The sequence below is a fragment of the Bradyrhizobium yuanmingense genome, from assembly GCF_025200905.1.
GTDB lineage: Bacteria > Pseudomonadota > Alphaproteobacteria > Rhizobiales > Xanthobacteraceae > Bradyrhizobium > Bradyrhizobium yuanmingense.
The window spans coordinates 1,071,022-1,090,834 of record NZ_CP104173.1; the positions used below are offsets into that span (position 1 = coordinate 1,071,022).

The following is a 19,813-nucleotide window of genomic DNA, read 5'->3' on the forward strand; positions in this document are numbered from 1 at the left end:
GTGTCATACGAACGCGGCGGTGGGGTGCGTCTCTTTCGTCTGCGTCATCGGATGGCACAGGGAGTCGGCAGATGCCATTTTCATGGGCGATCAATCTGAAAGATTTTATCGCACTGGTTGTATCCGTATTTTCCCGGATATGACCGCTTGGTTTGATCGGGGAGGCGCAATGGTTCCGTCCAGGACCTGAATTTGAGCCGTGGCCCAACGGCTCAGTTGCTCGCCCGCTGTGTTCCGATCCGTGCCGGATGCGGCGAATTGGGCTAGCCGCGACGGGCCAGCATCAGAAAGTCACCGCGCCATCCGACGATCGCCGTTGCGAGCGCGGCGATCACGATCTTGCCGGCAAGCCATGTCGCGGGCTCGGTCGGCATCGCGCCGAGTGATCCGATCAGGACGGCGGCCACCAGCGCCTGCGCGACCAGTGACCAGCGCGGGAATGCCTCGAACCGCAGGGTCGGACCGAGCGCAAACAGAATCGCTGCCAGCGTGGCGAGGCAAGCGCAGCCGACCGCCTGGTGCGGCGACAGGCCGGCCCATGCCGCGGCCAGCGCGACGGCAGCGACGATCGCGAGCTGGCCGGCCGCAACGATCACGAGCCTCGTTGCGAGCTTCTCCAGGTGCGGAACGACCGCGACGGTCGCCTGGAGATGCGTGTGCAGGAAATAGAAGACGGCCACAACAGGTGCCGTCGTCAGGAAGCCATCAAGGCTCTCCCGCGGCACCAGGATACGGGCTGCATCCGGAATGAAGCCGACGAGACCGCCGAGCAGCACGAGGGTCGTGCAGACCATGAACTCGAACATTCGCCGCGTCGATTGCACCGACTTCATGACGGTTCCGTGCTCGAAATCCTTCACGACATCGGGATAGCTCACGGTGTGGATCGCTGCATTGAGGACCCAGAACGGGCGTTGCAGCAGGTCGAGCGCAATCGAGAATCCGGCGCCGGCGCCCGTCGCGCCCAGCCGGCCGATGATGATGAAGCGGAGCAGCACCGGCACCGAGAGATGGATGACGGACGCACCCGCCGCCAGCATGCCGTAGCGGGAGAAATCCTTCCAGTCGGCCAGCATCGTCCGCAGCGGAACGCGCTCCAGGGGGGTGCGATAGGCCACCAGCCCCGCGAGCAGGCCCAGGGCGTGGCCCGCACTGACGCCAAGCAGCGCCGCTTCCGCCGTTCCCCAAATCGCCGCACCCGCGGCGGCTCCGGTCAGAAGGGCGGTAGCGCGAAACGCCAGGAGAGAGGAGGCGACACCCAGCCGGTCGGACAGGCGGACCGACAGCAAATAGAGGTCGGTCAGGCCCTGAAGCACGGATATGCCGAGGCCCAGCGCGATGATCCCGGCCGGGAGTACGCTGGCCAGAGATGCGCAGCCGCCGACCACGACGAGCGCGCCTGCGCTCGACAGGCCCGCGGCAAAGAGCGACCACCTCAGCCGCGCCGCCTCGTTCTCCCCGGCTGCTGCCAGAAAACGCAATCCGGCGAGTTGCAGCCACTCGAACATCAGGACGCAGAGCAACTGGCTCGAGGCCAGTGCCAGCGAGAAATTGGTGTAGTCGGAGGCGGGCAACAGATGACTGATCGCGAAGATCAGGATGATCGCCGCGGCGCTCTGATAGAGGTAGCCCGCCATCGCGAAGAGGCGTGTCATCTCGGAATGAGGCGCTCCTTGCCGACGGCCCGCGGCGCTTCAGTCGTTGCTGCGCGCACGCGCGACATCCGTTGCTCGCGCAGTTGCTCGTACAGATTCTTGTAGGATGACAGCACGTCGGCAAATACCCATTTGTTGGTATCCGCGATCAGGCGCCGGCTGATCTCGTCGATCTTGTGCGGATCGGAGGCGACTGCGAGCATGCTGTCGGCCAGGGATTGCGGATCGGCTTCGGTCAGCCAGCCCGTCACGCCGTGCTCGATGACCTCGGGCATGCCGCCAAAGCGCGTTCCGAGCAGCGGCCTGCCGGCCGCCTTGGCATCTGCGACGACGAGTGGACCGGGGTCGTGCCAGATCGAGGGCGCGACCACCACGTCGACCTGCCTGTAGAAATCGTCCGGCGCCACGAAGCCCATGAACTCGATGCGCGCATCCGGCGCGAGCGCCTTGAGGCGGCGCTGCTCCTCCTCGCTGACCCGGCCGGCGATCATCATTCGGATGCGGTCGGGGGGCAGCATGGCAAGGGCATGCATCAGGTTGTCGATGCCCTTCTCCTCAGTGAGGCGGCCGATGAACCCGAACGTCACTTCCGTGGTGCAGACCGGGCGAGGGTAGGGCTCGCGCGGCGGCTCGGTCGAGGCGTTGCGGATCACGGTTCGGATCGGCGTCTCCGCGAACATGCCCATGTCGGTATGGATCGACAGCACGCGCTCGCTCACGCCGACCACGGCGCTCAGCCAGTGCGTCGCCCGCTTGCGATGGAAGGTCAGGATCCCGCAGCTCGTGCAGGTGTGCTCGCAAGAGCGTCCCTTGTCGAAGCGCGAGCAGCGCGGGCAGGTCAGATAATAATCGTGAAGCGTATGCAGCACCGGCACGCCGAGCTGGGCGGCGACGCGCCAGATCGCGGTGGTGAGACCCGACAAATTGTTGGAGTGCAGCACGTCCGGCTTGAAGGCCCGGATGCGTTCCGCTATCAGCGGCGCCTGCATCTGCCAGTCGTCGACCGCATGCCAGATGCTGCGCTTTACGATGTTCTTCGGCAGCGAGAAGGGCAGATGGAAGTTGCGCACCGGCGCAGAATAGACGTTGATGCCGTTGCAGCTTTCACGAGCCTGCTCGGGCGCGGATGCGCTGCGGATCACCTCGACCTCGTCTCCGCGCTGCACCAGGCCTTCGGCGAAGCGCCGCGCGAAGATCTCCGCACCGCCGACGATCTTGGGGGCCTGAGGCGTCGGATAAAGAGTGGACGTCAAAAGAACTTTCATCACTGAACCTCATGTCTTGCAAAATCGCGCTTACCGCGCCGGCCTTATCTCCAAAGCGGGCATGGCACCGTTGCTCGCTGCAATGAGAACCGGCGTGGTCGAAACCGGAATCCAGGCACCGGACGCAGGTCTTGCGGCCGAGTCGCACGGCATCGCAAAGGTTGCGCCGTCCTGATCCCCCTTGATCCGGACCTCGTAACGCCGCTCGGGAGTCTCGGACCATACCGCAACTCTGGCGCCGGACGTCGTCGTTGCATTGATCGACACGACGCCACTGGCGAGCTCGCGTTTCTCGGCGCTCAGGCTGGAGCGGATGAAAGCCCAGGCGCCCTGAACCGCGCAGGCGACGGGCTTCGGCGAATTGTCGAAACGGTAGAGCCCGAAATTGTGCTCCAGATCCGATGCGTCCTTTCCACTGTCCTTGAGTTCGTAGAACCACATTCCTTTGAGCCAGCGCGCCGCGGTTGATGCCCACAAGATGAGCTGCGCACTATTGTCGGACTGGGCTTGTTCGCTGACGCCGCATTTATTGGTGGCAGCCGTGGTCCACCCCGTCTCGGTGACATAGATCGGAAAATCGGGGTTTCCGCTCGCCTGGCCGACCAGGCGGTGAAACGCCGTCAGCCTGTCGATGATTTCGGCCGAGGTGCGTTTGCTCGGGCCCATGCAGAAATTGTAGAGATGGATCGATGCGCCGTCCGCATATTGAAGAATGCCCGTCCGCAGCATCTTCTCGGTCCATGTCCAGCCCAGATCGTCGCCGAGGGCGCCGACCAGGAAGGGTGCATTCGGCGCCACCCGCTTGACTACCGGCCGCGTGACCTCGGCAAGCGCCCGATAGTTTTCCGGCGAGAACGCAGGATCTTTCTTCGCCGCCAGGTTCCATTCGTTCCAAAGCTCGAACAGCGGATGCTGCGCCACCACCGATTGCGCGGCCGCCGCCGCATAATCGGCGAACCGCTGCCGCGCCTCGTCCGTCGTCGGTGGCGAGGAATTCGGAACGAGATGATGGCCGAAGGCGAGGATCAGGAGAGGGCGCGCGACGCCGGACTTGACTTGCGCTTCGAGCCTGCCAAGTCGGGGTGTGAAGCCCATCCGGCGTCCCCCAACCTCGAACTCGGACCAGGGAAAATCATCGCGAAAGGAATTGAGACCGAGTTGCTTGATCTGGGCGACGTTTTCCGAAGGCACGTATCCGCGCGCGCTCACCGGGCCGCCCAGCCCCTGATGCGTGCCGACCCCGAGCAGAAATCGGACATCGAGCGGTTGCGCCTGCTGTGCGCAGACCGAGACCGGAAGGAGAATGGATGCGATGAGGCTCGCGAGGCGGAGACTGTCGCGAACCAAGGTGCGTGGGAGCGGTGCAGCCATCAGAAATTCTTGGAGAGATCCGACTGCAGCGCCGCCTTCGTTGCGACGGGCGTCCGGTCGTCCTGAAGCAGCTCGACATAGACCTGCTGCAATTGCGCATGCGTCTTTTCGACGTCATAGAGCTGCTTGAAGCGGTCGTAGCCGCGCTGTCCCAGCACCTTGAGATCGAGATCGAGTGCGCGCCGGAAACCATTCACGAGCGGCTGAACCGCGACGGGCTCGCAGAGCACGCCGGTGACGCCATCGACGACGATCTCGGGCAAAGCGCCGCTGCGGAACGCAAGGATGGGTTTGGCCGCCCGCATCGCTTCGAGCGCAACGAGGCCGAAGGCTTCCCATCGTGACGGAATCACGACGAGGTCGGCGGCCTCGAGCTGGGTCTCGATGGTCGGGCGGTCGAGCCAGCCCAACAGGGACACGTTGGACGGGACGGTCGGACCTTCGTACTTGTTGACGACGGAGGCGCCGATCATGCGGACGTCCAGCACATCCTCGAGCGCGCGTGCCGCTTCGATCAGCAGATCGAACCCCTTCTGCCGGTCCAGGCGTCCGATGAACAGCACCTTGACCTTCTTAGAGGTCCAGTCCGCGGAGATGGGCTGCGGCGTGCGGCTCTTCGAGATGCCGTTGTGGACCACGGTGAGGCGGTCGGCAGGAATTCCCGCGCGCACGGCTTCGTTGTACTCGTCGCCGGAGATGCAGATGATTCGGTCCGAGGTGCGCGCAAGCAGGTTCTCCGCCGCCTTCGTCAGCTTATGACTGAAGCGGCCGGTCTCGCGCGAAAATGCCCAGCCGTGCGGACAATAGACGACGCGCGGTCCGCCCGAGCGGGCTGCCAGCGCGGGCCGGAGCACGAGCCCTGCAAAGGAAGAATGCAGGTGCACCACGTCCGGTCTGAAGGCATCCAGCGCTTGCATGCTGGCACGCAGCATCTGGAATAGGCCGGCGACGCTGCGGCCGGATCGTTCGAATGTTGTAATCTGGTTGTCATCGATCGCGCCAAGGTCGCCCCGATGATCCGACGGCACGACATAATGTACGTTCTCGGCACCGAAGCTGGCCTGTTGTTGAGGATGCAACTCGTTCAGATAGCTCGCGATCCCGCCACGGATCGTTTCGGCGATGTGCAGCACTTTCATCGTTTGCCTTGCGTAGGGCCGCGTTGGAGAGCCGGACATCTGTATCCCTGTTCTGTGTTCGCTAGTGCGAAACACAGTTCCTCGAATACGTAGCGATATTGGGGCAGCGATGTGGTGATGTTGCGCCAAGGCGCTCGTGCTTGCGATCATCGCAAGAACGAAGAAGAAATTTCATGGAACCAGGCAAAGAGCCGCGAGTTGCAAACCGTTTATGCAAAAACCGTTGCGCGCGATAGGCGAACCGCGCCGTGTTTCACGCAGCGCTGGCGACGTTCGCCGGCACTGCGAGGTGATCGAGCAACGTCTTCGCCGATTTCTTCCACGAATAGAGTGCAAGGCGATCCTGTTGCCGTCGGCGTTCCTGGTCCGAGATCGCGCCGATTGCCAATCTTTCGAGCATGAGCTGCTTCAGCGCCTCGGCATCCGTGGCGTCAAAATACGCAGCCGCGTCGCTGCACGTCTCCACGACGGCGTCGGCCCTCGAGGCGATGACTGGGCAGCCGAAGATCATGGCTTCGAGCGGCGGCACGCCGAACCCCTCGTAGAGCGAGGGAAACACGAAGGCCGATGCGTGCGCATAGAGCGCGGCAATCTCGCTGTCGGTCAGACGGCCGGCCAGCACCAGGCCGGAAGCCCCTTCGCCCGAATTATCCTGAAAGACCTTGCTGTTGTCGCCGCCGACGATGACCAGGGGAACGTCGGCCCGGTCGAGCAGCTGGATGGCGCGGATCGCGACGGACAGGTTCTTGTTCTTGGTTTTCGAGCCCACGAAGAGGAAGAACTTCTGCGGCTGAACGCCGAGTCGGGCCAGGATGCCGGGATCGGGCTGCGTGGCTGCAAAGTGCTCGGCGCTGTTGGGGAAGACGGGAATGCGCGATGCCGAGAGATTCAGCACGTCCGCAAGCTCCTTGCGGGAAAATCCCGACACCGTTGCGATGCTTGCGTGCCGGGCGAGCATCCGCCCCATCGTGCGATGGACGGTCAGATAGCGCCAGTTGAAGAAGTCGGGCCTGCGAAAGACCTGGGCGTCGTGAATCACCACAATGTGGTCGCGATGGAGGACGGGTCCGGAATTGGCCAGGCTGATCAAGCGGCTCCCGGCGGCAGCGCGGGCGAGATCGATTTGATCCCACGCGTGCCCATGCAGCCGGCCGACAGCGCGAATCCTGATCCGGTCGAGATCAAGTTCCTCGCTTGCATCCGCGGGCTTCAACAATTGCCAGTCTGCGTTGCGCAGCGAGGCCGGAATCTGCTCCGACGCGAGCAGCACGTCGATCGCCTTGACCATTTCAGCGGCATAACGCTGCACGCCCGTGAGCTTTTGCGACAGAAAGCGGCCGTTGATGAAGAATTTCAATTGGGGACCACGATGGTTCATGGAGTTCCGGCCGGGTTCGCGGGGAGCTCGCGGTGGAGGAGCCGCACGTGAGCAATCGTTAGGTACAGAAATATGACGCAGCCGGGCATGGCTCGGAGGCGCCGCCTGCATGGCCCGGCGTCGCCTTGCTGCGTGCCAGGCCGGGGTGTAGAGGTCGGCCATGACCGATGACACCCACTCCTTCCGCTGCGGCTCGCTCACCGCGACCGTCAAGGCGCACGGCGCCGAGCTCTGCTCGCTGAAGGGCGGCGGCACCGAATTCCTTTGGCAGGCGGGGCCGGAATGGCCGCGTCACGCGCCGCTGCTGTTTCCGATCGTCGGGCGCCTTGCCAACGACGAATTGCGGCATCAGGGCAGGACGTATCGGATGACGCAGCACGGCTTCGCCCGCGACAGCCGCTTCGTGTGGGCAGAACGCGGCGAGAGCCGCTGCACCCTGGTGCTCGATGATAATGAGACGACGCGCGCGCTCTATCCGTTCCCGTTCCGGCTGACGGCGGCCTATGCGATCGATGAGTCCGGCCTCGATCTGACGCTCACGATCGCCAACACCGGCAAGGAGACGTTGCCGGCCTCGCTCGGCGGTCATCCCGCCTTCAATTGGCCGCTGCAGCCCGGTGCGGCGAAGGAGAGCCATGCGCTGACTTTCGCGAGCGCCGAACCGTCTCCGGTCCGCCGTCTCGAAGGTGGATTGCTGCGGCCGGCAGCGGAGCCGAGCCCGGTCAAAGGCACCTCGCTTCCCTTGTCGGACTCCCTGTTCGTCGACGACGCCATCATCTTCGACCGCATCGAGAGCACTTCGGTCCGCTATGCCGCGGCGGGAGGTGCATCGACCGGGCCATGGCTGAAAATGTCCTGGCGCGGATTTCGCGAGCTCGGCGTCTGGTCGAAACCGTCAGGCGCGCCGTTCCTCTGTATCGAGCCCTGGCGCGGCTACGCAAGTCCCGCCGGCTTCCATGGCGAGTTCGCCGACAAGCCGGGACTGATGCACATCGCGCCGGGCGCTGAGGAAGAATTATCCTACCGGATCGAGGTCGGATCGTCCTGACGCCGAACGGCTTCCGCACGCATGATTTGTTGCGGCGCGCGTGCTTCGATCTTCGATCATCCTCAGACCTCGATGCGCGTGAGATCCTCGCCGAGCACGACCGGTCCTGCATAGTCCCGCCTGACGTCATCAAGCAATGCGTTCAGCATGGCATCGTCGGTGCGCGGACGGTGATGGGTCAGCGCGAGCTTCTTGACGCCGGCTCTGGCCGCGATCTTCCCGACCGTGTCGCCGCAGGCGATCGTGTATTTCGCAAGCCGGCGCAAATGCTCGTTGTTGATCTCCGGCGTGGCGAGGAAGCAGCACTGCACCAGCAGGTCGGCTCCCTCGGCCAGCCGCTCGAGCCCGGGGCAGGGGACGGTGTCGCCGGAAATAGCAATGACCTTGCCTTCCGCTTCGAAGCGATAGCCGAGACAGATCCAGCGCGCCAGAAAGGCCGGCGGCATGTCGAGGCCATCGCCATGCGAGACCAGTTCGGCACTGATCTTCCAGCGACCGGTGTCGAGCACGGGGCCTGGGATGATGTCCGTTGCGGCGACCGGCTTCCAGCCGCCGAAGCTCGGCTCGCCCTGGTCCCGCCAGATGATGTCCTTGTCGTAGACCTGCGTGATGAGCGTGTTGACGAGCCGCTCAGTGTCCGGCGGCCCATAGATGCGGAGATCGTCCTTGCGCCCGTGCATCCACGAATTCAACATCACATCGTAGAGATCGCCGATGTGGTCGAAATGGTGATGGGTGAGGAAGACCGTGTTGATGGCGCCGAGCGGCACGCCGGCCTTGTGAAGCTGCACCATGACGCCACGGCCGGCGTCGAACAGGATGTTCTCCTCGCCAAGCCTGATCAGCGTGGTCGTCGCCATGCGGCGCGGGTCCGGGCGCGGGCCGCCGGTGCCGAGCAGTATGACCTCCATGCGCCACCTCCGAGTGCAGGCTTTTGGAGGCACAGTAGATGCGAAGCTCACAGGGGAGCAAGCCGCAGAGCGCCGCCCGAAGTACGATCTGCTTTTCCGAAAATCGGGAGACTGCCGGCGCGACGGTGCGCAAAATGAGAATTGTGGGCCAATTCATACTTAATGTGCCAAGAGCATGACCAATATTGTTTGCGCATCACAACGCGCCCAGTATCGCGGCAGGCAATTTCGGGGGCTCGAACAGGCTGTGAATGCCCGTTCACATGACGGCGCGTTGCGCGGCGACTTGAATCTGCAGGTCGGGACGCAGGCACATGGGACCGCCAGGACGGCGGTAGCTTCCGCTCGTCCGCCCGGCCGCGAGCGGCTGATCGTCGTCGAGGACGATCCGGTGACGCGGACCATGCTGGTCGACTATTTCAGCGACAACAATTTCGACGTGGTCGGCGCCGGCACCTGCACGGAGTGCCGTCAGGCGCTGCGCGCGCGCACCGATCTCGTCTTCCTCGACGTGCAACTGCCTGACGGGGACGGCTTCGAGCTCGCCAAGGAGATCCAGGCCACCAGCAACGCGGGCATCATCTTCGTGACGCGGCGCGACACCGACGTCGACCGCATCCTCGGCCTCGAGGTCGCCGGCGACCATTACGTCACCAAGCCGATCAACCTGCGCGATCTGCTCGCGCGTGCGCGCAGCGTGCTGCGGCGTCGCTCGATCGACCGCAAGGCGGCGCGCAACCACAATTCGATCGCGTTCGGCGACTGGATCATCGACCTGACCCGGCGCGAATTGCTCGGCAACGACGGCAAGCCGGTGGCGCTGACGCGCGCCGAATTCGACCTGCTGGCGGCGCTCGTCGGCGCCGACGGCAGGCCGCTCAGCCGCGACTATCTGATCGAGGTGGTCAGCAACCGCCAGGCCGAAGTCGACATCCGCACCGTCGATGCGCTGGTGGCGCGGCTGCGCCGCAAGCTCGTCGGCAGCGGCACGCCCGTGATCGCGACCGTCACCGGCGTCGGCTACAAGCTCGCGCTCAGCGAGCGGCTGTAGCGCAAGATCCGGAAAAGCGTGCAGCGGTTTTCCGGCAAGATCATGCTCAGACAATAGCAACATCGCCGTCAGCGCGATGCGACGCGCTTCCAACGTGCTTCGATGCGCGCCTTGATCCGGCTGACCCTGGCCTCATGGGCCGCCCAATAGGCGCGGCTGGCGGCCGCGGTGCCTTGACGATAGCGGGTATAGACCGCCTTCGGCTGCACCGGCATCTTCGGGCGGCTCGCCGGTTTCACGGGCGCCGCAGCCGCAACCGCAACGGCAGCTGCAACCGTGGACGCCGGATCCGGAGCAGCCGCAGCTTCGCGCTCTCCCGGCATCGCGCTCATCGCGACAAGCCGGTTGCGGGCCCGGTTGCAATAGACCTGCGACCGCGCGCTCATCTCCACTTCGCCAAGACCCGCCCGGTATTTCATCAGCGCGCGGCAGAGGTCCCCGCCCGAAAGCCGCCAGGCTTGGCTGAGATAGAGCACCCCGTAATGGATGTTGACGTCGGGTTCGGCCAGCTCCGCGCTGCTGCCGCGGAAGCCCAGCATCGCCGCGGTCTCGGGGCGCACCTGCATCAGGCCGATTTCGCCCGCGCTGCCGATGACCGCCGGGTTGTAGCCGCTTTCGACGAAGATGACCGCCTCGGCGATATCGGCCGGCAGATTGGTGCTCTTGGTTTCCCTCTCGATGATCTTCCGGATCGTGGTCCGCGACGACGGCGTTTCGCCGGCGCCGAGCTCGCTGCTGCCGTCAGCCGCATGTGCGCCGATCGGAGCCGACACGAGCAGGACGACCGCGACGTGCCTCCACGTCGCGCCGAGAATGAAGCGTGCCCAATCCCGCAGCATGGGCCTGTCATAGAGCGCCGGAGTTAACAAACCGGCCTCAGGCGTGTGTGCGTCACGGTCGCGCGCGGGCGCTCTGGTCGGTGGATCTGGCCTGCGACGGCTCCGCCAGCTGGTCATCGACCGCATAGAGCGTGCAGCTGGGCGACCATTTCATGCAGGCTGCCAGCGAGTCGCGCCGGGCCTCCTCAGTCGTCGCCCGTCCGGCGCGCCAGCCGTAGCCGCCGTTCGGCGACACCGCAAAGGCCTTGTGCGGCAGCAGGCTGGCGAGATAGCGCGCGAACTCGGCCCGCGCGGCCTCGTTGAGCTGGCGTGGCGGCGGCAGCGGATCGGGCAGGCTCAGGAGGTCATGGCCGAGCCCGCGCTCGCGCAGGAAGGCGTCGAGATACGGTGTCCATTGCGGCCGGCCCGCGACCGAATAGAGATAATGCCCGTCTTCGCCGTAAGCCGGCGCCGCGACGAACCTCGCATTGCCGCCGCCCGCGCGAAATCCGTCATGGAGCCGGCGCGCGAGGTCGGGACCGAAATAGGAATCGTTGCTGGCATAGACCCACAGCATCGGCACGCGCGAGGTCTTGCCGAAGGTGGCGAAGGCCTGCACCAGCCCATCCGGATTGCAGACATCGTCGTCGTTGCGCGAGCCGCGGCCGCCGGCAAAATTGATTGCGGCGACGAGGCCCGCCGGCGCCTGTGCGCTCAGCGCCACCGTTGCAAGGCCGCCTGCGGAATGGCCGGCCGCGATCATGCCCGATGTCGTCACGTCGCCCCGGTGCGCCATCGCATCGATCGCGGCGCGCAGATCGGCAACCGCGACGGCGGCCGCCGGCAGGTACGCGGCCTTTGCGCAACCGCCGACGCTGTCGACGCGCCCGCCCGGCGAGGTGCCGTAGGCGCGCCGCATCACCACCAGCGCCGCAAAGCCGCGCCGGGCGTACTCCAGCGCGATGCCATAATATTTGTGCGCCGACATGGTCGCGCGGTCCTCGAACTTGCGCGGCGAGCCGTGGCTGAGCAGCGCCAGGGGATAGCGCTTGGTCCCCACGGGCCGCACCAGGAAGGCCTCCAGCCCCTGCGGTCCGGCCTCCGCCATCGGGATGCGCAGGTCCTCGGTGTAGAACTCCGCGGCGCGCGCCGGTGCACCGGCCAGGACGAGGCCGGCGATCAGCACGAGCAGCTTGCGCGATGGGATCATCAGACGATTCGAAAGGGCGGTGCTGCCGAGCATAGCACGAAGGCCGCTCATGGGGACTGCAGCGCCTCCAAGGAACGCCTTCCCTGTCGCGCGTGTTGTGCCCTTGGCGGGGGCTTGGCCGATGCTATGGTGTCCCGCACTCACGACAGGACGAGGGTATTCCAGTGGCTGATGTTCATCCCGCGGCGGGCAAGCAGGCCTCGCCGGACGCGCTCACCAATATTCCGCGGCTGGTGACGGCCTATTTCGCCGGCAAGCCGGATGCGTCCGATCCGGCACAGCGCGTGGCGTTCGGCACGTCGGGCCATCGCGGCACCTCGTTCAAGAACACCTTCAACGAAGGCCACATCCTCGCGACCACGCAGGCGATTTGTGATTACCGCAAGGAGAAGGGCCTGACCGGCCCGCTCTTCATCGGCATCGATACCCATGCGCTGGCCGAGCCGGCGTTGGTCAGCGCCATCGAGGTGTTCGCAGCCAACGGCGTCGAGGTCATGATCGACAAGGATGGCGGCTACACGCCGACGCCCGTCATCTCGCATGCGATCCTCACCTATAACAAGGGCCGCACCTCTGGTCTTGCTGACGGCGTCGTCATCACGCCGTCACACAATCCCCCCGAGGACGGCGGCTACAAATACAATCCGCCTCATGGCGGCCCGGCCGATACGGACGTGACCGCTGCCGTCGAGAAGTGCGCCAACGCCTATCTCGCCGGCGAGCTCGAGGACGTGAAGCGCATCGACTATGCCAAGGCGCGCAAGGCCGCGAATGTCCACGCCTACGACTTCGTCACGCCTTACGTCGCCGATCTCGGCAATGTCGTCGATCTCGACCTCGTCAGATCCGCCGGCGTCAAAATCGGCATCGATCCGCTCGGCGGCGCCGCCGTGCATTACTGGCATCCGATCATCGAGCGCTATGGCCTCAACGCCAATGTCGTGAACGAGGCGATCGACCCGACCTTCCGTTTCATGACGGTGGACTGGGACGGCAAGATCCGCATGGACTGCTCCTCGCCCTACGCGATGGCGAGCCTGATCGGCATGCGCGACCGCTTCGACGTCGCCTTTGCCAACGACACCGACGCCGACCGCCACGGCATCGTCACGCGCACCGGCGGGTTGATGAATCCGAACCATTACCTGGCGACCGCGATCTCCTACCTGTTCGCGCACCGTCCGGACTGGGGCAAGGATGCGGCGATCGGCAAGACCGTGGTGTCGAGCTCGATCATCGACCGCGTCGCCAAAAAGCTCGGCCGCAAGCTGGTGGAGACGCCGGTCGGCTTCAAATGGTTCGTCGACGGCCTCGTCACCGGCGGCTTCGGCTTCGGCGGCGAGGAGAGTGCAGGGGCCTCGTTCCTGCGCCGAGACGGCGCGGTGTGGACCACCGACAAGGACGGCGTCATCCTCGGCCTGCTCGCTGCCGAGATCATGGCCAAGACCGGCCGCGATCCCGGCCAGATCTTCAATGATCTCACCGCCGAATTCGGCATGCCGCATTACGCGCGCATCGACGTTGCCGCCACCGGGCCGCAGAAGAACATCCTGAAGTCCCTCACGCCAGAGCAGCTCGGCCTCAAGGACCTCGCTGGCGATCCGGTTCGTGCGACGCTGAGCAAGGCGCCCGGCAACGGCCAGCCCTTCGGCGGCATCAAGGTCGAAACCGATTTCGGCTGGTTCGCCGCGCGGCCGTCCGGCACCGAGGACGTCTACAAGATCTACGCCGAAAGCTTCCGCAGCCCCGAGCACCTGAAACGGATCCAGGAGGAAGCCCAGGCGGGCCTAGCCAAGGTGTTCGCGGCGTAAGTTGTTCCGAGAGGTCGCCGCTGTCTTACCCTCCCCAGGGGAGGGTAAGCGGAGCCGGAGCCGGACGCGGTCATTCCCCCGTTATGTATACAATCACGACGATAAAGGTATTAAGGTAGAGCTTATTCCATCTTGAACAATTCTATCCCTCAGCTATTGTATACATAACGTATTCATAAGCCGTGGGAGTGAGACATGACAAAACCCTTCCCCATGAACGCCTGGTACGCCGCGGCGTGGGACGCCGACGTCAAGGCTGCGCTGCTGCCGCGGACCATCTGCGGCAAGCATGTCGTGATGTATCGCAAGGCCGACGGCACGGTGACCGCGCTGGAGGACGCCTGCTGGCATCGCCTGGTGCCGCTGTCCAAGGGCCGGCTCGAAGGCGACACCGTCGTCTGCGGCTATCATGGCCTGAAATACAACGCGCAGGGCCGCTGCACCTTCATGCCCTCGCAGGAGACCATCAACCCCTCGGCCTGCGTGCGCGCCTATCCCGTGGTCGAGCGTCACCGCTACGTCTGGCTCTGGATGGGCGATCCCGCACTCGCCGATCCCGCGCTCGTCCCCGACATGCACTGGAATCACGACCCGGCCTGGGCCGGCGACGGCAAGACCATCCACGTCAATTGCGACTACCGCCTCGTGCTCGACAATCTCATGGATCTCACCCACGAGACCTTCGTGCACGGCTCCTCCATCGGCAACGATGCCGTCGCCGAGGCGCCGTTCGACGTCACCCATGGCGAGAAGACGGTGACGGTGACGCGCTGGATGCGCGGCATCGAGCCGCCGCCGTTCTGGGCCAAGCAGCTCGGCAAGCCCGGCCTCGTCGACCGCTGGCAGATCATCCGCTTCGAGGCGCCGTGCACCATCGCGATCGACGTCGGCGTCGCGCCGACGGGCACCGGTGCGCCGGAAGGCGACCGCTCGCAGGGCGTCAACGGCTTCGTGCTCAACACGATCACGCCGGAGACCGAGAAGACCTGTCATTACTTCTGGTCCTTCGTCCGCAATTATCGGATCAGTGAGCAGCGCCTCACCACCGAGATCCGCGAGGGCGTCTCCGGCATCTTCCGCGAGGACGAGCTGATCCTCGAAGCGCAGCAGCGCGCGATGGACGAAAACCCCGATCGCATCTTCTACAACCTCAACATCGACGCCGGCGCGATGTGGTCGCGCAAGCTGATCGATCGGATGGTGGCGAAGGAAAACGCCCCAAAGCACCTTCAGGCCGCGGAGTAGAACATGGCCGAGCGTGAGGTCGACCGCTCCATCTCGCAGACCGTGAAGGCGCAGCTCGCGCTGCGCGACCAGATCCTGTCGGGCGCCTTGCGCCCCGGCGAGCGCATCTCCGAGCTGCAGGCGGTGGAGACCACAGGCGCTTCGCGCACACCGGTGCGCATGGCGCTGGTGCGGCTGGAGGAGGAGGGGCTGTTGGAGGCGATCCCCTCCGGCGGCTTCATGGTGAAGGCGTTTTCGGAGCGCGACATCTCCGATTCCATCGAGCTGCGCGGCACGCTGGAAGGCCTGGCGGCGCGCTTTGCCGCCGAGCGCGGCGTCTCTGCGCGCGAGCTCGAGCCGCTGAAGGAGTGCCTTGCTGCGATCGACGAGCTGCTGCGGCAGGTCCCGATCTCGGTCGATGCTTTCTCGTCCTACGTCGCGCTGAATGCGCGCTTCCACGCCCAGCTCACGGAGCTGTCGCGCAGCCCCCCGCTGATCCGGCAGATCGACCGCGCCTCGGCGCTGCCGTTTGCCTCGCCGAGCGGCTTCGTGATGGCGCAATCGGCGTTGCCGGAGGCACAGCAGATCCTGATCATCGCCCAGGAGCACCATCGCGTCGTGATCGACGCCATCGAGAACCGCGAAGGCGCGCGCGCCGAGGCCGTCATGCGCGAGCATGCCCGGCTCGCGGTGCGAAACCTGCGGCTCGCGCTGCGCAACCGCACCCATCTCGACCTCTTGCCGGCGCTCGCGCTGATCAAGACCGCAACCGATTGAGGGCAGTCACCATGCGCTTCATCGAGACCTGGACCCCAGCAACGCTCGTCTGCACCCGCGATCTCACCCCGAACGTCCGCGAATTCCTGATCAAGCCGGATCAGTTCGAGGCCGCAGCCTATCCGGTCGGCAGCCACATCAATGTCAGCGTCACCATCGACGGCCTGCCGGAGACGCGGTCCTATTCGCTGGTCGGCGAGGCCTCGTCGCACGGCCTCCGAATTGCTGTGCGCCGCGCGGAGGATTCCCGTGGCGGCTCCCGCTACATGTGGTCCTTGCAGCCGGGCGCGCGGCTCGACATCACCCAGCCCGCCTCGCTGCTCGCGGTGGACTGGACTCGCGAGAATTATTGCCTGATTGCCGGCGGCATCGGCATCACCCCGATCCTCGGCGCCGCGCAGGCGCTGGCGCGGCGCGGGGCGGATCTCACGCTGCATTATGCCGTACGCTCGCGGCGCGAGGCCGCCTATCTCGACGATCTCGCCGCGATGCTTGGCGATCGCCTCGTCGTTCATGCCAGCGACGAAGGCAGCCGGCTCGATATGGACGCCCTGTTCGCCTCATTGCCGCAAGGCACGCTGACGCTGTTCTGCGGCCCGATGCGCATGCTCGACGCCGCACGCCATGCCTGGATCGGCGCCGGCCATCCGCTCCCCGATCTCCGCTACGAGACGTTCGGCTCCAGCGGCACGCTGCCCACCGAAACGTTCAGGGTGCGCCTGAAAGACTCCGGTGTCGAGCTCGAGATCCCGCGCGAGCGCTCGATGCTCGATGTGCTCAATGCCAGCGGCTTTGAGGTGATATCCGATTGCAAGCGCGGCGAATGCGGCCTCTGCGCCATCGACGTGGTCGATGTCGACGGTGAGATCGACCATCGCGACGTCTTCTTCAGCGACCATCAGAAACAGAGCAACCAGAAGATCTGCGCCTGCGTCTCCCGCGCGCGGGGCACCATCACGGTGGACACGCTGCTGCGGGCGGATGCGGTTTAACACTGGGAAAGGTCATCGTGCCCGGGTTTGTCCCGGGCATCCACGTTCTTCCGCGTGAGGTTAGGCGTGGATGGCCGGGACATAGGCGAGCGGAAGCGACGCCGTCCTTCGGACGGCTATGCCCGGCCATGACGCTGTCGAAGCGTGAGCATCCCAAACTGGTGCTTACGCCGCGTAAATCGCCCGGTACTTCTTCGTCTCCAGCAGCGCCATCACCCCGTCCGCGGCCACCGGCCGGCTGATCAGATAGCCCTGCACCTCGTCGCAACTGATCTGCCTGAGATATTCGAGCTGGTCGGCGCTCTCGACCCCCTCCGCCACGACGCCGATCCGCAAATCGCGCGCAAGCGAGATCACCGATTTCACGATGGCCGCGCAGTCCGGCTGCACCAGCATGTCGCGGATGAAGGACTGGTCGATCTTGATGCGGCTGAACGGCAGTTTGCGCAGGTAGGTCAGCGAGGAGAAGCCGGTGCCAAAATCGTCGAGCGCGAGGGTGACGCCGAGCTCCAGCAGCGCGTTCAGGACCGTCGCGGCCGAACCGTATTTCGCCAGCAGCATCGATTCCGTGATCTCGATCTCGAGCCGATGCGGGGCGATCCTGGCGTCGGCGAGCGCCTGCACGATGGTCTGGAGGATGGCCGTGTTGTGAAACTGCGCGGCCGAGAAATTCACGGCAACCCTGATGTCTTCGGGCCAGTCCGCCAGCGTCGCGCAGGCGCGGCGGATGACCCATTCGCCGATCTCGTGGATCAGCCCGGTCTCTTCGGCGACTGGTATGAATTCACTCGGCGGAACCAGCCCGCGCGAAGGATGCTGCCAGCGCAATAGCGCCTCGAAGCCGGTGATCCGGTTGGTGCCGAGATCGAGGAACGGCTGGAACACCAGGAACAGCTCGTTGCGCGCAATCGCGCCTGCGAGGTCCGCTTGCAGCGCCTTGCGCTCGCGGGAGGACCTGTCGTCGGCCTGTTCGAAGAAGCAGACCGTGCCCGGCCCCGCCTTCTTGGCGCGGTAGAGCGCGGCGTCGGCATTCTTCATGAGGTCGAGCGGTGTGTTGCCGTCGCGTGGCGCCAGCACGATGCCGACGCTCGTCGCGCCGACGATCTGGCGACCCTCGATCTGGAACGGCTCGCTGAAGGCCGCGACGAAGCGTTCGGCGATCTCGAGCGCATCCTCGGGCCGTGTCAGATTGGCCATCACCAGCGCGAACTCGTCGCCGCCGATCCGCGCGACGTGCTCGGCGGCGCGCGTGCAGCGTTGCAGGCGGCTGGCGACCTGGACCAGGAATTCGTCGCCGGCGGGATGGCCGAACTGGTCGTTGACCTCCTTGAAGCGGTCGAGATCGAGCAGGAGCACCGCGAATTCCTCGCCCGATAGCGCCAGCCGCTTGAGCGCGGCATCGAGCGTTTCGTTGAAGGCGACGCGGTTGGGCAGGTGGGTCAGGGGATCGAGCCGCACCGTGCGCTCGGCCTCGATCTGCCGCATCATGCGCCGGGCGAACGAGAACGAATTGACGAACACGCCGCGCAAAAGGACGCTGCCGTAGACCACGACGAGAAAGGCGATGAGGAGAAAGGCGAGATCGCCGTTCTGGCCGAGGCAGATGGCGATGCCGAGGAAGATCGGCGCCGTGAAGGCGATCGCCGCGATCGGAATGGTGGCGAAGGCGAGCGCGCCGCCGGCCAGCATGCCCGCGCACAGGCAGGTAATGACGAGCTGGCCGCCGCTGGAAGCGTCGGCGAAGAAGGCGACCGGGACGATGCCCCAGGCGGCGCCGAGGATGAAGGCGTTGCGCACCAGCCGGTACATCGCGCGACGCGAGACGAATTGCGGCTTGGTGATGCGGCGCGCGACGTGGGATTGCAGGCCAAATCCGATCGCGGCGGCGGCGACAGCCGCCGCCCAGATCAGGGCGGGCATCCTGTCCGGCGACTGCCACAGCGCGATGGCGAGCACGATGGCGTTGCAGGCATTGGCCAGCATGATGCCGACCGAATAGCCGAGCACCAGCGACATCTGCTCGGCGCGGATATGCCCGGCCACGGCCTCGTCCGTTGCGGGACCGCCAAAGGCCGACAGATCGCCGGCGAACAGCCGTGCGACATAGCTGGTCGTTTGAGTCCGCATTCAATAGCCTAGCAGCACGGGCCGTTCTTTTCGGCTCGATCCGGAGAATTCGCCGTAAACCTTTGACGAACTATGAATTATCCCCGCTTGCCGCGCCGGCCGCGACCACTTCTGCGTGCTCTTCACGCAGTATCGATAACAAATCGATACAAATGCCCGACAGGCCGGACATCAAAGGGGGCGGGGGCGCGGTCTCAGCTGGGCGATGGCGACCCCGGAGATCGCGAGCAGTCCGCCGACGATCAGCTTGGGCGTAAGCCGGTCGCCGAGAAACAGTACGCTCGAAAGCAAGGCAAACACCGGAAGTAGCAGACCGAAGGGCGCGACGCGCACCATCGAGCAACGGGCGATCAGCCAGAACCAGAGGCCAAACCCGACAATTCCCCCGGCGAAGATCGTGTAGGCGAGCGCCAGCCAGCCAAGTTCGCCCGCCGTCACAAGGCTCGCCGCTTGTCCATGTTCAAGGAGCAGCGACATCAACATGACCTGCGGTACCGTGAGCAGCGAGGACCACCCCATCAACATCAAGGGATCGAAGGGGCCATAACGCTTCGTCAAGACGTTGGACACCGCGAAGGCGAAAGCCGCTCCGACTACAAGCAGCAGCGGAAGCGGGTTGGCGGACTGGTCAGGCTCCGCTGCCAACACCGTCACGCCGACGAAAGCAAGCATCACTCCGGCGCAGGTGGCGAGTGACGGTCTCTCCGCGAGCAGCAGCCATGCGAGCAGGACGGTGAAGGGCGTGGCGAGTTGGTATGCGACGGCCGACATGCTTCCCGAGCCGAGCCCAAGGCCAACGTAGAACAGCCCGAAATTCAGTCCACCAAGGAAGAGCGAAATAGCTGCGACAGGGCCGAGCTGTTGACGCGTGGGCCTGTCCACGAACGGAACAAGCAGCAGCGCAATGGCCAGAAAGCGCAGTGCGAGGAAGAAGAGCGGTGGAAACTCCGCAACGCCCACTTTGATGGCCACGAACTGATAACCCCAGATCAGGGGAACGGCGATCGCGCAGACGATCTGGATGGCAGACATGGCG

General features: G+C 65.2%; 16 protein-coding genes. 6 read left to right on the forward strand and 10 right to left on the reverse strand.

All coding sequences use genetic code 11. The features are described from left to right. Positions 1-263 precede the first annotated feature (263 nt). From N2605_RS05060 to N2605_RS05080, 5 genes are all read right to left on the reverse strand, one after another. Positions 264-1,655 carry a hypothetical protein gene (locus N2605_RS05060; RefSeq protein WP_225188466.1) on the reverse strand — a complete coding sequence of 464 codons (1,392 nt, stop codon included), beginning with the start codon at positions 1,653-1,655 and terminating at the stop codon, positions 264-266. Then, the gene (locus N2605_RS05065; protein ID WP_036013938.1) at positions 1,652-2,920 is read right to left on the reverse strand and encodes a glycosyltransferase family 4 protein; all 1,269 of its coding nucleotides are present in this window, start codon (positions 2,918-2,920) and stop codon (positions 1,652-1,654) included. Before N2605_RS05065 ends, N2605_RS05060 begins: the two co-directional genes overlap by 4 nt. A 30-nt stretch (positions 2,921-2,950) precedes the next feature. Next, positions 2,951-4,291, reverse strand: coding sequence for a hypothetical protein (locus N2605_RS05070; RefSeq protein WP_225186845.1), 1,341 nt, complete (start codon positions 4,289-4,291; stop codon positions 2,951-2,953). Further along, positions 4,291-5,430 carry a glycosyltransferase gene (locus N2605_RS05075; protein ID WP_260345970.1) on the reverse strand — a complete coding sequence of 380 codons (1,140 nt, stop codon included), beginning with the start codon at positions 5,428-5,430 and terminating at the stop codon, positions 4,291-4,293. Before N2605_RS05075 ends, N2605_RS05070 begins: the two co-directional genes overlap by 1 nt. A 253-nt stretch (positions 5,431-5,683) precedes the next feature. Continuing rightward, positions 5,684-6,787, reverse strand: coding sequence for a glycosyltransferase family 4 protein (locus N2605_RS05080; protein ID WP_260347409.1), 1,104 nt, complete (start codon positions 6,785-6,787; stop codon positions 5,684-5,686). Between the two features lie 181 nt (positions 6,788-6,968). On the opposite strand from N2605_RS05080, the gene N2605_RS05085 reads away from it, so the two are divergent. Next, complete coding sequence (locus tag N2605_RS05085) at positions 6,969-7,856, forward strand: aldose 1-epimerase family protein (protein WP_260345971.1); 888 nt, start codon at positions 6,969-6,971, stop codon at positions 7,854-7,856. A gap of 62 nt (positions 7,857-7,918) precedes the next feature. Here N2605_RS05085 and N2605_RS05090 read toward each other — a convergent pair whose 3' ends face one another. Then, positions 7,919-8,767: an MBL fold metallo-hydrolase gene (locus tag N2605_RS05090; protein ID WP_109145042.1), complete on the reverse strand. Its 849-nt coding sequence runs from the start codon at positions 8,765-8,767 to the stop codon at positions 7,919-7,921. Positions 8,768-9,014: 247 nt separating this feature from the next. Here N2605_RS05090 and N2605_RS05095 point away from each other — a divergent pair, with 247 nt between their 5' ends. Next, positions 9,015-9,818 carry a response regulator transcription factor gene (locus tag N2605_RS05095; RefSeq protein WP_036024738.1) on the forward strand — a complete coding sequence of 268 codons (804 nt, stop codon included), beginning with the start codon at positions 9,015-9,017 and terminating at the stop codon, positions 9,816-9,818. Between the two features lie 68 nt (positions 9,819-9,886). On the opposite strand, the gene N2605_RS05100 is transcribed toward N2605_RS05095, so the two are convergent. Both N2605_RS05100 and N2605_RS05105 read right to left on the reverse strand, forming a co-directional pair. Continuing rightward, complete coding sequence (locus N2605_RS05100; protein ID WP_260345973.1) at positions 9,887-10,657, reverse strand: transglycosylase SLT domain-containing protein; 771 nt, start codon at positions 10,655-10,657, stop codon at positions 9,887-9,889. Between the two features lie 52 nt (positions 10,658-10,709). Next, positions 10,710-11,846, reverse strand: coding sequence for an alpha/beta hydrolase family protein (locus N2605_RS05105; protein ID WP_260345974.1), 1,137 nt, complete (start codon positions 11,844-11,846; stop codon positions 10,710-10,712). A gap of 164 nt (positions 11,847-12,010) precedes the next feature. On the opposite strand from N2605_RS05105, the gene pgm reads away from it, so the two are divergent. From pgm to N2605_RS05125, 4 genes are all read left to right on the forward strand, one after another. Beyond that, positions 12,011-13,657 carry a phosphoglucomutase (alpha-D-glucose-1,6-bisphosphate-dependent) gene (gene pgm / locus N2605_RS05110; RefSeq protein WP_260345976.1) on the forward strand — a complete coding sequence of 549 codons (1,647 nt, stop codon included), beginning with the start codon at positions 12,011-12,013 and terminating at the stop codon, positions 13,655-13,657. 195 nt (positions 13,658-13,852) lie between these two features. Next, on the forward strand, positions 13,853-14,902 hold the full coding sequence (locus N2605_RS05115; RefSeq protein WP_036013919.1) for an aromatic ring-hydroxylating dioxygenase subunit alpha: 1,050 nt from the start codon (positions 13,853-13,855) through the stop codon (positions 14,900-14,902). Positions 14,903-14,905: 3 nt separating this feature from the next. Next, positions 14,906-15,658: a GntR family transcriptional regulator gene (locus N2605_RS05120; protein WP_036013918.1), complete on the forward strand. Its 753-nt coding sequence runs from the start codon at positions 14,906-14,908 to the stop codon at positions 15,656-15,658. Between the two features lie 11 nt (positions 15,659-15,669). Continuing rightward, positions 15,670-16,650 carry a PDR/VanB family oxidoreductase gene (locus N2605_RS05125; RefSeq protein WP_260345978.1) on the forward strand — a complete coding sequence of 327 codons (981 nt, stop codon included), beginning with the start codon at positions 15,670-15,672 and terminating at the stop codon, positions 16,648-16,650. Positions 16,651-16,815: 165 nt separating this feature from the next. Here N2605_RS05125 and N2605_RS05130 read toward each other — a convergent pair whose 3' ends face one another. Both N2605_RS05130 and N2605_RS05135 read right to left on the reverse strand, forming a co-directional pair. Continuing rightward, positions 16,816-18,777 carry a putative bifunctional diguanylate cyclase/phosphodiesterase gene (locus tag N2605_RS05130; RefSeq protein WP_260345979.1) on the reverse strand — a complete coding sequence of 654 codons (1,962 nt, stop codon included), beginning with the start codon at positions 18,775-18,777 and terminating at the stop codon, positions 16,816-16,818. Between the two features lie 171 nt (positions 18,778-18,948). Continuing rightward, positions 18,949-19,809, reverse strand: coding sequence for a DMT family transporter (locus N2605_RS05135; protein ID WP_036024747.1), 861 nt, complete (start codon positions 19,807-19,809; stop codon positions 18,949-18,951). Positions 19,810-19,813 lie beyond the last annotated feature (4 nt).